At 49.0% G+C, this 13094-nt stretch carries 13 protein-coding genes; 4 read left to right on the plus strand and 9 right to left on the minus strand.

The features are described from left to right. Positions 1-5: 5 nt before the first annotated feature. On the minus strand, positions 6-1187 hold the full coding sequence (locus tag Pla110_RS08290) for a sialidase family protein (RefSeq protein ID WP_197440591.1): 1182 nt from the start codon (positions 1185-1187) through the stop codon (positions 6-8). Between the two features lie 352 nt (positions 1188-1539). Between Pla110_RS08290 and Pla110_RS08295 the strand changes: the two genes are divergently transcribed. Both Pla110_RS08295 and Pla110_RS08300 read left to right on the plus strand, forming a co-directional pair. After that, the gene (locus Pla110_RS08295; RefSeq protein WP_144995042.1) at positions 1540-1998 is read left to right on the plus strand and encodes a beta-lactamase hydrolase domain-containing protein; all 459 of its coding nucleotides are present in this window, start codon (positions 1540-1542) and stop codon (positions 1996-1998) included. 350 nt (positions 1999-2348) lie between these two features. Then, positions 2349-2708 (plus strand): SpoIIAA family protein, encoded by a 360-nt coding sequence (locus Pla110_RS08300; protein WP_144995044.1) that lies wholly within the window; start codon positions 2349-2351, stop codon positions 2706-2708. Between the two features lie 59 nt (positions 2709-2767). On the opposite strand, the gene Pla110_RS08305 is transcribed toward Pla110_RS08300, so the two are convergent. The 6 genes from Pla110_RS08305 to Pla110_RS08330 form a co-directional block, all read right to left on the minus strand. Beyond that, the gene (locus Pla110_RS08305) at positions 2768-3571 is read right to left on the minus strand and encodes a hypothetical protein (RefSeq protein ID WP_144995046.1); all 804 of its coding nucleotides are present in this window, start codon (positions 3569-3571) and stop codon (positions 2768-2770) included. A 92-nt stretch (positions 3572-3663) separates the two neighbouring features. Continuing rightward, entirely contained in the window at positions 3664-4212 is a 549-nt protein-coding gene (locus Pla110_RS08310; protein WP_144995048.1) for a DUF421 domain-containing protein, read from the minus strand. Between the two features lie 48 nt (positions 4213-4260). After that, positions 4261-5133 (minus strand): alpha/beta fold hydrolase, encoded by an 873-nt coding sequence (locus Pla110_RS08315; protein WP_144995050.1) that lies wholly within the window; start codon positions 5131-5133, stop codon positions 4261-4263. 4 nt (positions 5134-5137) lie between these two features. Then, entirely contained in the window at positions 5138-6160 is a 1023-nt protein-coding gene (locus Pla110_RS08320) for a DUF1593 domain-containing protein (RefSeq protein WP_197440592.1), read from the minus strand. 146 nt (positions 6161-6306) lie between these two features. Beyond that, positions 6307-6771 carry a response regulator gene (locus Pla110_RS08325; RefSeq protein WP_144995052.1) on the minus strand — a complete coding sequence of 155 codons (465 nt, stop codon included), beginning with the start codon at positions 6769-6771 and terminating at the stop codon, positions 6307-6309. A 216-nt stretch (positions 6772-6987) separates the two neighbouring features. Continuing rightward, a complete protein-coding gene (locus tag Pla110_RS08330; RefSeq protein ID WP_144995054.1) occupies positions 6988-7593 on the minus strand; it encodes a glutaredoxin family protein in 606 nt (201 codons plus the stop codon). A gap of 484 nt (positions 7594-8077) precedes the next feature. Here Pla110_RS08330 and Pla110_RS08335 point away from each other — a divergent pair, with 484 nt between their 5' ends. Next, positions 8078-8737: a hypothetical protein gene (locus Pla110_RS08335; protein WP_144995056.1), complete on the plus strand. Its 660-nt coding sequence runs from the start codon at positions 8078-8080 to the stop codon at positions 8735-8737. A gap of 54 nt (positions 8738-8791) precedes the next feature. Here the strand turns inward: Pla110_RS08335 and Pla110_RS08340 are convergent, their stop codons facing one another. Together Pla110_RS08340 and Pla110_RS08345 are read right to left on the minus strand one after the other, a co-directional pair. Further along, positions 8792-10072 (minus strand): cytochrome P450, encoded by a 1281-nt coding sequence (locus Pla110_RS08340; protein ID WP_144995058.1) that lies wholly within the window; start codon positions 10070-10072, stop codon positions 8792-8794. A 228-nt stretch (positions 10073-10300) separates the two neighbouring features. Continuing rightward, positions 10301-11266, minus strand: a complete 966-nt coding sequence (locus Pla110_RS08345) for a hypothetical protein (RefSeq protein WP_144995060.1) — start codon at positions 11264-11266, stop codon at positions 10301-10303. Between the two features lie 473 nt (positions 11267-11739). On the opposite strand from Pla110_RS08345, the gene Pla110_RS08350 reads away from it, so the two are divergent. Then, positions 11740-13044 (plus strand): ABC transporter substrate-binding protein, encoded by a 1305-nt coding sequence (locus Pla110_RS08350; protein ID WP_144999645.1) that lies wholly within the window; start codon positions 11740-11742, stop codon positions 13042-13044. The last annotated feature ends 50 nt before the right edge of the window (positions 13045-13094 follow it).

A 13094-nucleotide genomic window follows, 5' to 3' on the forward strand; every position in this document is an offset into this window, starting at 1 on the left:
CAGATCTATTTCTTCTCTTGCCCGCCGCTTCCTTCGCTCACCACCTGCCTCATGATCACTTTGCTGGAGACGTCTTTCTTAGCGAGGATATCGGCTTCGGTGAAACTGGTTCGCAGGATGTGTCTAGCGCCTGTCCGGTCGAAGTCATAAATGATGTGGATGACACCATCTTCGGTTTGCTGACCATCCGGGTAGGAGACGCTACTTCGCTCGTCGATAAGTAGACCGCCCTGCCAGGACTTTCCATCATCTGTAGAAAGATAGGCGGTGAGATGTGAGCGACCAATCTGTTTGTCGAGGGGGCCATGTTTGACAAGGAGTAGATTTCCCGAGTTCAACCGGCGAATGAAGAATCGGGCGGAAGGATGGGGAATGTTAGACGGAGCGAGGTCCGGCCAGGTAACGCCTCCATCGGTAGAGACACTTTCCCCGATGCCATAGCGGGTTCGAGCCAGGAGCCAGAGTGTTCCGTTTTCTTTTTCTATCAGCATATGTTCGTCGAATGCACGAACTTTCTTGGGGAGATGGCAACCACCACGTACTGTCCATGTTTTTCCCATGTCTGAAGAGACGACGACCTTCGCACTGTTATCCGTCTCGCGCCAGGTCGATGCGGGAAGCAACCATTCGCCAGTGGAGAGAACGAGTGGCTTGCACATCATGACTCCGTCGGTGATTCGTCTTGGCTGTTCGTATTCTGGTTGTGCCTCATCCGGATTGGTGATTTTCAGAAACCAGACCCCGGCGACGGTGCCGGTGTGCCCAACTGTCTGCGCCCAGATGAGACGCAGGTTGCCATCGGGAGCCAGCCAGAGTTCCGGGTCGTAAGTGCGGACGGGACCTGCTCCATCGGGATCGACAACGAGGACTTCCTCCCAGGTTTTTCCGTTGTCGCCACTGGTACTGAGGATGACGTAATTGTTGGAGTCTTCCGAGGGAGTCACACCCGCGTACCAAGTGGCCCACAATCGACCAGACTTGGCGACAGCCAGGCTGGGAATTCCCTGAAAGGCCCGATTTGTGACGGCATGTTCGGGTTTTAGAGGACCGACGTATTTCGCTGGTTGTTTAATGTCGGAGGCATCTTCAGCCATCAACGGTGAGGTCGCCATGCTGGTGATCAGGCAGAGCAAAACCAGAGCTAATTGACGACAGGCAAAGTATTTAGAAGAAGAGTGTAGGAACATGTTGATACTTAAATTTCTATCTATGTGTATGACAAATGGGAGAGCGATCATCGTGATGGATGTTTGCATGAGTTGTAGACACTGTAAATTACTGTAATTGCTTGGACAACTGATTGGTATCCCCCTTTATCTCGGCATGAATCTATGGATGAGTGATGATCACACCTGGTGGACGCTCATCCCTCAACGGTGATGTCCTGACATCCTGTAATGCCTCCATTGGTATAGCCTTTTTTTGATTTGAGTTTTGGGAATGGCGTTTGCAACAGAAATGAGTGCCTTATATCTATAGCCGCTATCTTAAGAAAAATCAGATGGGCTCTGTCTACGACGGTCGCCTTGGAGGTGTGCAATGTCTAAACGAATACGAATGAATGATGCACTCACGGTTGGCTCTCAACCGGAGCGTGAAGAGTTTTCGGAACTGCATGATCGTGGATTTCAGACGATCGTCAATTTCAGAACAACGGTAGAGGAAGATGCTCCCTTATCTCCGGAAGATGAACGACAGTTGGTGGAAGAGGCAGGAATGCACTACCTGCATTTTCCAGTCTCTCTGGACAAGATTAACAGCGAACTTGTTGATCAATTTCGTGACAAGCTGGAATCCGTTCCAGAGCCAATTTATGCCCACTGTAAAAGTGGGAAACGGGCGGGAGCAATGTTCATGATGCATATTGCGACTGAGAAAGGGATGACGGGTCAAAGAACTTTGGAGCAGGCAGAGCAGATGGGATTTGGATGCGATAAACCAGCGTTACGTGAATTTGTAAGGTCGTACATTGATGAGCATTCCAGTGCGCATCGATGACTCAACTGCTGAGATGAGCCAGACACAATAGACAATATTGAACGAAGTCAGGATATACGTCAGTGAAGTAGATCTTCATTGGCGTTTTTTTTGTGAGTCTAAAAGGAGATGTAAGACTGGTTCCCTAATTATTAAAAAGTGAGAACCATTGGCAGAATTCGATGATTTGATTATCGCGATTGGGTAAGATCAGGGCTTAATCTGTTTGTCATGGTGTGGTACTCACGATGGCAACCGGACGGACGTCTTCTTGCTGCGTCCCGTACGCAGTTCGAGAAGTGATGTTATTCAAACCTGAGTTGACTTCGAACTTTCGTTTTTCGGGTCAATTATTCTGCAAAGGAAAAACCATGAGCTGCATCGTCACTGAAACTTCTGATGGACGTATTATCGAAATTGAATTGAGCGGGAAATTGACAGCGGAAGCTTATGAGCAATTCATGCCTGTCATCGAAGCGAAGATTAAAGAGTTCGGTAAGGTTCGTATGCTGGTGATCCTCACGGACTTCCACGGTTGGGACGTGGCTGCTCTGTGGGAAGATATGAAATTTGATATGAAACATCATAAAGATATTGATCGCCTCGCTCTGGTCGGAGAATCGAAGTGGGAAAAAGGCATGTCATCCTTTTGTCGTCCCTTCATCAAAGCAGAGATCAAATACTTTGAAAAAGAAGAGCTTGAAGCTGCCCGCGTCTGGATTCAGGAGTAATGGTGGAACCGAGATAATGAAGAGTCGAGTTCAAACATTCAAATCGTTTGCCAACCTTGTCAATTATTACTTTCTTGTGTTTGGCTCGAGTGCTCCCGCTTTTCGAATATTCGGCGGCGGGTTTCTATCTCTGATGGGGGATCCTGGGTTTCACCTGACAGGGCGACAGTGAACAAGGCGGGGATTTGGTTTAGAGAGACGATGTTGATCGTATCGATCATCTTTTCGGGATGGGGATTCGACCATTCCAAATGATAAAGACGCAGAGGAAACCGAACGTTGACGATTTGAGGATCTTGTCTTCGCCTTAAATGGGGGTTCGAACCTCGCCAGACGACTTCCCCCCGGAGGACTGGCTTACGTTCGTCCCAGACGGACCACCAGTCACGCACATCGACTCCGTAAACTACGGGGATGACTTCTGAAGTGTTATCGCTGTAGACGACTTCATAATAGGCTATGGGTAAACCATCGGGGGCCCAATGGTTGAGTTGGTCATTCCGTTTGCCATAGGCACCCCAGCGGGCGGCATGCAGTATGTGAAGTCTTTCCAAGTGAGCGCCGACGAAAATGTTTTCGATTTTCTCGGGGGCGTTGAACTCTTTTTGATTTTCGAGATGTTTCCCCGTCATCTGAATGACGGACTTGGGGAGGTCATACTCAACGGTCCCCAGTTTCTGCTTTCCTGATGGGAGTTCGCTTAAGTCATCTCCCGGATAGTCCGATGGAGCAAACGTTTCTTCCGTCGGTTGATTTGCGTGATCTTCAAGAGGGATGGTGTAGAAGTGAGATTCTTCCGCCATCGTATCAACGGGAAATGTTCCCATGCTTGCGAGAATCAACGTTGAGAGGAGGAAACGCATATGAAAACTCCTGGCCTTGAGAGAGCCGTTCGTGAAAATCTATAGTCCGTCATGTGGATGCTACTTGAGAAGCAGTGTGGTCGCAAGTTGAATCACGAATTGAAGAGTCTCTCTGCTCCTCTGATCTCCTGCAGGAAATCAGGCTCCAATTTCGCTTCTGGATCGTTGCTGTGCAGTACGGAGACATCCCCAGTTGTTTCAAATACAACGGCAAGGACATGATCGTAATTGAGTGCATTTGCTTCGCGAAGTTTGGCGAACAGATCGTTACGCGTGACGTTGGCGAGTTTTAGATTGTCTTCCAGTATGGTTTTACCATGCATCAACAAAATGGGTTGATTGTCGATGGCCTGATTGACGACTGACGATCGACGACGCAACAAGGCCAGAAGCCATTGACCGGCAAAGAGAGAAGCAAGTGCGATCGCTCCCATTACTACGGAAGGGTTTGGCCCAGAGATAGTTGATCCAAACAACGACCCGACGGCGACGGTCATCGCAAAGTCGGCGGAGGACATCTTGGAAAAGCTTCGAAGTCCGGCCAAGCGAGTGTACAGCAAAATCAAGCTGTAGATGAGGAGACAGCTTAAGAGCACCATGGGGAATTCGGTCCAACCCGACGTAATCCATTTCGATATCATGGGAGAAAATCCTGTTAGCAGGTGAATCAGAAAATGAGAGAGTGGGGTTCACTTCTCCATCTTCGTCCTTATGAACCGATTCATCAACTCACCCACTTGTTTGGGTTCCTCTAGATGCACTTTATGGGCCGCACCTTCTATCCAGACGAGTTCAATAATATCTCGTTCTGGAATATGCAACTGTTGGCGAGTTGCTGGTGGTCTGTTACGGGTTCCGTAGATTTCAAGGACAGAAACCTTGGTCGACTTTAAAATAAGTGAACCATCCCATCGTCGCCAAAGTTGAGCGAAGGCCTTCTCTTCTTCTTTCGTCCAATCTGCCAAAGTATCTTCCCGGTAAAGACGGGACTCTTCTAGTTCTGATGGGCTAAGTGTCGACTTCATGTCAAAGTCAAAGGCGTCGCGTGCCGCCTGCCAATTGGTCCAGCCTTCGAGGGAGAGGACACCCAGAAGTCGTTCTGGTGCGGCGCCAGCGACTTCGATTGATATCATTCCGCCAAGACTGTGTCCGCTAACAAAAAACTTGTCGATTTTCAGATGGTCTGCAACTTTTAAAGCATCTTGCCCCAGGGTTTCGATGGTGACGTCTGGTGTGGGTTTGGGATGACTTTTCCCGAGTCCCCGATTCTCCAGCAGCAATAGGTTCAGATGCGGATCGAGATGTGGAATTAGCTTGCGAAAAACGCGGCTGTCCGAGAATGTTCCGGGAATCAACATCAAGGTTGGTCCCCTGCCCCGCCGCTGTACGCAGCAGAGTTCGCCCCCCTCAATGGGAATCAGGTGTTCGACATAACCTTCGGACAGTCGCGGGCCATACAGCGGAGTCTCTTCTGCGACGGCATTTGCAATCATTGATAGTAGAATAATGAAGGCCATGAGTAGATAATCTGCGGAAGACTGGAGCCGCTGCTGGCAGGCCATGATTCTATTTCTCTCCTGTTGTCCAACTCATTCGTTTTGCAAATTCGGCTTGGAATTCGGGGCGCCAGCGGGCGACTGATTCCCGGATATCGATGTCGGGTTGATCATCGCGGTACCAGCCTGATTCTGTTTTGCGGAACTGGCCTCCCCAGCCTGGTTGGCTGGGGTCATTCGGGTTGTTTCCACCCATAGGAAGAAAGAAGAACCAGGAAGGGGTATCCCCTTCTTTCATACAGCCATATTTATTGGGTAATGTTGAAGTTCGCGTTGGGTAGAGTTCACCGAGCGTGCGGTGATTGCGGATGTTTTCGTTGATCCACTCTTTAGAAGTCAGCGATTCATCGCCCGTGATGTACATGCCTCGAAAGGCAGCGGTACGCGAGTCTTTTCCTGGTCGGTTTTTACTGAGAATGTAGAAGAGTCCCGGGAACTGTTGCTGCATCCAATCGGCGATACGATCCTGATCGGCGATATCGTAAACGCGGAACTTTTTTGTGAACTGAGCGAACCCTTCTTCTCCGCGATCTTGTTTCACTCGCCAGAGTGCCTGCGCCAGATCGGACTGCCCACCCCAGATGCAGATATTAAGTGGATCTTCGGCAGTCCCTGCATCAACTCGTTGGATGATATACTGGGATCCTTCGGTATCGTGCCCTGCTCCAATGTTCTTCAGGCCACGCTGTGGGTTGCCTGATTTAATGACGGCAATCAGGTCGGTTGTTTCCGGCCAGCCTTCAGCATGTTTCTGCAGGTTCGGGCGTACTTGCCCGTAGGCTTCGACGATTTCACGAATCAGGTGCGGTTGTGTGATTGCCTTTTTCAGTTCACCGGGCGTACCCGATGCTGTGGCGATGAATCCTTCGATACGAAATTCATTAGAGAAGACCATTAACCGAATCATCGATTGTCGGTCATCCGGATCTCCACCAATGTCGGTAAGAATCATTAACCGGGGACGGTCATCAGCAAAAAGCGAAGTCCCTGATAACAGCAACAGACAGAGCATCGTTTGAAAGAATAAGCGCATGGAGTTCATCCAGTAGAGAGAAAGAAGTCCGCACCCAGCCGGCGGAATCATTTCCAGCATACGACAGGATCGCACAGATAACAACGACTCGCGAGCTTTATTACTGCCGAGTGAACTCCAATCACTGCCTCGCGTTACAGGACGAATCAGCCTTGAGGGCCAGCCGCTTTTTCAACTTCGGCGAGGTAAGCCAGGAGTCGGTCGCGTTCGTTGGTGAGATGGCGGACACGGAGCATCGAGCGGACACGAGTTTTCAATTCGATGCTATTGATCGGTTTCGACAGAAAGTCGTCGCAGCCCGATTTTACGGCTTTTTCGATATCCCCTTTTTCATGAAGGGCAGTTACGACCAGAATCGGAATTCCGGCGGTCTCTGGGTTCTCTTTCAATTTCTGGCAGACTTCGTAACCACTCAGTTTTGGCATCATGATATCGAGCAGAACCAGGTCGGGTTTGTGTTCCGCTACTTTCTCAAGAGTTTCCTTGCCGTCGTGGGCCATGAAAATCTCGTAGTTTTCCGCTTCCAGATGGGCATCCAGTAACTCGCAATTCGGAATGTTGTCATCGGCGATCAGAATTTTGGAGGTAGGAAGAGATTCTGCAGAAGTCATGAGTTTCTCGCCTGTATAGGATCAATTAAGAGTCGATTGTTTGGTGTGTGGTAGAGGAAAGCTTGTCGTGGGAAACCTACCTCGCGAGGTGGTTTTATCCCGATCTGTTTTCGCCCTCAGGGTGAAATATGGCCTGAAATCATCGAAGGCTCAGTTTAATAGTATAAAAAAATGAACGTACGAGGGGTATGCCAGCCTCGGTTTGGATGATGGTTTTCAGGAACCTCTGGAACTGGAAGGAAGCTGAAGTGGAACGACTTGGCCTGAAGCGGGTTGGCTGTTGCGGGCGGAAGCTTCTATCAGTCGACGAAACAAAACTTCGTTGACGTTGCCTCGAAACCGAATTTTGCCGTCAATTTCGACGACTGGAACACACGTGTTGAACCGCTCGACGAGTTCCGCGTCTCGGTCGACATCATAGACTTCGATTTCAGGCAGGACATTTTCGTATCGTTTTACGATTTCGAGAGCTTCATCGCACAGAGGACAACCATTTCGCGTGTAGAACCGAAATGTTCGGAAATTGGGTAAGGCGACTTCGGGAGCTTCGCTGGTGTCGTAGGCGCCTGGGGGTTTCCGCATGAGGAGATAGCTGGTGGGCAAAGCGAACAGAGCCATAAAGAAGAAAATCATTTTCGACTTGTACCAACTGGATGGCATGTTAAACGGCAGTCCCGTGTTGCGATCCATCCACAACAGCCCGAACGTGATGCCTGCGAAGATAATTAACGCGACACCGCACATTTCCTTGCCTGACCAGGATTGGAAATGGCGGGAGGAATGGGGATCGTTCATGTTCTGCGAGTTCTCGATATTGGCCATTAATTTACTCCATGGAGGGGTATTTTAGCGGGCCGATTTATCGGCGTGTAAATATACATTTGTTTAATTTTCGGCTCAGGCAAAACAGGTGAGTGAGTAAGGCTTGGAAGCTTATGAAGTGCTATTTTGGATGTTATCTCAGAGAGGATTAATACATAACGATTCTGTAAGTTGTTTTACTAAAGCAGGTTGTGTCAAAAATGGAGGGCGGATTAGTCAGGCAAGGCGGACTTGGGGAGGGTCGCGGGTAAGTCAAATAAACCGGCGTTGATTTGATTCCCTTTGGGAAAGTATGCCACTTTTGAATTTGTCCATCTTGAATCTGATTTCCTCATCTGCCTAGCATAGGATGTCGGATTCGGCCCGTCTAACGGTTCGGACCGGAGGTAAACTTGAGTGTCCAATAGGCAAGATGGCAAACTGGACTACCTGCATGGAGGAGACTTCCAGGACGGAATGAGCTCGTTACGTGGAAGGTCTTCAAATGAAAAAGTTCCCACAGCAGAAAACGCAGCGCTCTCAGAAACAGAAGTCTCGGCGGTCGCAGACGAGGAAACAAACTCGATCTCGTCGACCTGGTCTCTACTTTAAGCAGGGACGGGGCGAGCGCAGCCAGTCGCAGGCGTTCAATGCACCCGAAATCTGGCATGCTCCGACAGAAGCGGATCACTTCACTTTTGTAGAGTACTCCGCGGGTGAAAATTATATTCATCCCGTTACTCGCAATGAAGTTCTCGAACGAATTCGAGAGTTACCTGCTGAATTTCAGGCGGACCTCGATGTAATTCAATTCAGCGCCATGACGCGTAAGCGAGCTCTATTCCCCTGTTATGGGATGCAATGGGGAAACACGGTTTACCTTTATCCTATCGAAGCGAACCTGGAAGAAGTCTACACCCGAGCCCCAATGCCGCAGCAGCGAATCGAAACAGAGATGTATGGGGGCCAGTGGGAACAACACGGATCGGAATGGATCCTGAGTTGGACCGAAGAGACGATTCGAGATTTCTATCTGAATAACATTCTTATTCACGAAATTGGCCATATCAACGACCACCGGAACACACGCCAAGAAGACCGCGAACGTTACGCAAACTGGTTTGCGATTGAATATGGCTTCCGCGCCTCTCGCGGTCGAATTTAAAGAAGTCGCTCGCAGCGAAAGACCTCTTCTCTATTAACTCGGGCCTTTTACTTTTTAACCCACATATGCGGGCGTGTCACTGGGTACTCGTTTTCGGACATTCGAGAGCAGCATCCTATCAGCAGGTTCTGCTGGGATGCGCGTCATTGAGATCGAAAGGTTCTGAGCGGGTACCTCAAAGTCGACTTGATCCGCCATATAACGGACAGCGTCTCGCAGAAGTCGCCGTGTAATGAATTCTCCCGCACATCGGTGATTCTGATGATAATCCCCTCCCCCTTGTGGGATCATTGTGAACTTACGGTCAATATCACTTAAAAATCGGTCGGGGATAAAGTCATCTGGATTACTCCAGTAATGAGGATGGTGGGTCGTTCCGTATAGGTCGAGGAATACCCTTGTTTTAGCTGGGAACTCGTAACCATTCCACTCGAACGCAGATCGGGTGCGGGCGGCAACCATGGGGAAAAAGGGATAGTATCGCCTCACTTCTTCACCAAACCGATCGGCTGCGTCGATATCAGAGTTTGCTTTTAGTTCTTGAAAAGCTTGTGGTTGAGTATGCATAGCGTGGACGGCGAACATAATCCAGCGCGCAATGGCGATGGTTGGTCGAATGATGTTTTGTAGATCGACACCAGCAACTTGCGCTGGCAACAGGTTGCCCTTCCTGTCCTGATGTTTTGCGAATACCCATAGTGCCGAATCTTCAGGGGGATTTAGTTTGCCCGCCCTGGTCTGTTCAATGAGTTGACCGGCCCAACGATCTCCTCTTTTACGAGCGCGCCGCGCTTTCCAGTGTCGTGGTCCGACTCCACCGGAGCCGTCGACCATCATCGCCATATCCTGAGTGACCTTTTCCATATCCTGCTGAGTGGGGTCGATACCACACCATTCACAGATGGCATGACTGAGAACGTGATGCATCGCATCCAGTATCTCCACGCGATTCTGTGTTTCCCATTGCGCCGATTGTTGATCGAGATGTTTATGCATGTGCTGAGAGAGTTCGTCAATCCGTTCTTCCGACATTAACGACATCATCATCTCTTTGCGTTGCCGATGGTCTGTGTCATCAAGCCCCTGTACTCCCCCTTTGCCGAAAAGAGTTTTCACTAAACGAACGGGACAGACACCTTTTCGTTCGAATCGAGTTTCGTCATAAAAGAGTTCCGCCGCTTTCGGACCTCTCAGGCAGATCGTTTTCTTACCGAAGAAACGAGTCTCAAAAATATTTGTTTCGAGCCGGTCACATTCATTGGGAATAAACTGGTACCCCGTTTGAATAAACTGGAAGGCAGAGTCAATACGATGGTTTGATGGAATCGCAGTCATGAGAGAACCCTCAGTGGTGGATTAAGAGTTGTCGAGTTCGCACCACGTAGAATTGTGTACGAATCTGGTTATCAGGATGTCAGAAAAGCATGGTTCGAGAAGAGAACTTGATGAGCTACTTACCTGTGACTATTTCGCGAACCTTCCAGTGCCGAAGCAAAGAGTTTCGCTATAGGAAACGAATCCTCTACTCCAGCAACTGAAAGGGCTGAGGAGACCAAGGCAGGTCTATCTTTGTTCTGGTACAATACTCTGCATGACCTGCTCAGCAGATTCGCGATGTTGATTTATGATCTTGCTGGCATCAGCAATTGCTTTCTGCAAATCGCCAGTGGCGTGTTTCTCCAGAACGGACAAGGTGGCTGCCTGTTCCAGATGGTCCCCAACAAGCATGCCCACTAATGCAGCGTCAAATTCATAACCCTGACGAGCTCCCAAATCCTTTTTCGCATTGGCGATCAGTTGGTTGTTGATCTCCTGATGTACGCCGATCCATCGAGAAGAAGCCATATCAGAATCTGGTCCTTCAGGACGATTGACGACGACACGTTCCTGATCAGTAACATCATCTTCTCGAATAGGTCGATCTTCATTGATTCGATCGTTCCGTTCACGTTGGTTGGGTTGGTCGTTGGTCGCGATTCGTTCGGCACCCTTAAGGATGGTGGCGACACCTTCCTCAATCGTTTCAGCGGTCTTTTCTACAGGGCCATCGTTCCGATCTTCACGAAGTTCTCGCTTAGCCTGGTGACGCTCGATGCGTTTTTCTGCACGAGTAAGTCCAGTGTCTCGCACTCCCTCTTGATTGCGTTCTGAGGGCGTAGTAAATGTCATTTGTGATAAGGATTCCGACAGAGCCTGATGGTCTTGCAACAGAGTTTTTAATAATTCCTGAACTTCTGGGGTTTTCGTACGTTGCATTCCAAATTCGGCGATTTGCAGGGTGAACTGCTGATCTACCATCAACCAGTCTGCGATTTCACCGTTCATCGTTTGATCGGCGTTCGACCTGCGATCAACAGGACGATTTTGTTCTCGATCAGTGACATTGACTTCAACGCCATTCGAGTCGACTTCGACTTCTGTGTTTGTGGGTGTTTCGGCGGCATCTCGTTCTTGTGCAGATAGTGCGGGAAGCGTCAGAAAGGTGCCCATTGCGGCACAACCGAAAAGGGTAAGAGTGGTTTTGAACATATCCTGTTCTCCTGGAAAAATAGTAATGCCTGGAAGTGTGTGGCAGCATCCGTTCTGTGACTCTCCTGAGTCGCATGGCTGACTTCCCTCATCACTCTTTACGCAATCGCCATACCATTTCTCGAGGGTCCAAAATGAAAAAACAGAGTCTCTTCGCGAAGAATTGAGAGTTGAAGTGCAATGGTCGAGTAGGTGAATCGCGAGAGTGAGGTGTACGAAAAACAGGGGTGACATCCGTGAAGTTGGACTGTGGTTCTAGGTGAAACACCCCAAGACCTGGCCGTTATAATCGTTACAGGCAATTCCTTTTTGCTTTCAAGTCAAACGAACGCTTGTCCAAATTGTTGATTATGAGCGTGTTGCCAAAATGCAACCTAGTCTTGAGCAGAAGTTGGGAAGTCGATGAATGCCTTGATGTTGAGACATTCAGAAAAAACCGAACAACGCACTACGTTTTTAGCGGAATTAATATAATGAAGACTAGAACAACTGAAACCAAAGTTGAGACGACAGGAAACAATAGTGTTACTCGTCGAACTTTTCTTAAGGCAGGCTGCGCGGGTACCGCTGGTTGGCTTATTTCTCCTCCGGTTGTCCATGCTTCTCGAAAAGATTTTACGTTGCGGGTGTTGGGCACCAACATGACGTTGCAAGAGAAGATTCGACGTCAGGCTGAGAAAGACCTTGGTTTCAAGATTGCCTTTGAAGCTAAAGGAAGCTCCGGTGTTCTTCAAAAAGCATCAACTCGACCGGAGAGTTTTGACGTTTGTGAACAAGCAGCAAATAGCATCAATGTGTTGTGGCAGGCGAACGCTATTCAACCTCTCGACAAGCATCGTATTCGTCGATGGAAAGAAATCAGCCCTTTATGCAAGACGGGGCGATTAACACCGGAAATGAATATTGGGGCGGGTGACGCACCCCATAAATCGCTTTATGTACAAAATGATGGTCTCCTTGGAACTCAAGAGACAGATCAGGTCAGTGCTCTACCGCATGTCCATAACGTTGATTCATTTGGCTATAACACCAATATCATCACGAATGATGAGTCCTCTGGAAATGAGAGTTGGGGCTGGCTGTTCGATGAAAGGTATCGTGGACGGGTTGGCCTGGTGAATAATCCGGCCATCGGTCTGCTGGATGCTGCACTGGCGGCCCAAGCTCAAGGTTTACTGCAATTTAAAGATATCGGAAATCTGACGCGGAACGAAATCGATAACCTTATTGAGCTGATGGTTGATTACAAACGTCGAGGCCAATTTAACGGGATCTGGAATTCGATATCACAGTCAGTCAGTTTTATGAAAACGGGCCGAGTAGTGATTGAAAGTATGTTTTCGCCCGCCGTATCGACCTTGAATGGCATGGGCATTCCCGTGCGATATGCTGCCCCCCGAGAAGGTTATAGGGGATGGCATGGGGTTTTATGCCTCTCTTCCAAAACAAATGAATATGTCCGTGATGCCGCTTACGACTATATGAACTGGTGGCTGGAAGGTTGGGCCGGAGCACACATGGCTCGACAAGGATATTACATGTCTATTCCGGAACTAATTCGCGAGCATGTGAGACCGGTCGAATGGAACTATTGGTATGAGGGTCAAGTGGCAACTCAGGATTTGCCCGGAGCCGATGGTCGCACTGCAGTACTCAAAGGGGACAGGCGATCTGGAGGATCCTACTACGACAGACTGAGCAATGTGGCAGTCTGGAATACAGTCATGGACAGTTATGAATATAGTCTTATCCGTTGGTACGAGTTTCTAACTGCATAACTAAGAATGTTCGAAACTAAACTGAAAAATGTTAAGGCATTTGACAATCT

The sequence above is a fragment of the Polystyrenella longa genome (genome assembly GCF_007750395.1).
Classification (GTDB): domain Bacteria; phylum Planctomycetota; class Planctomycetia; order Planctomycetales; family Planctomycetaceae; genus Polystyrenella; species Polystyrenella longa.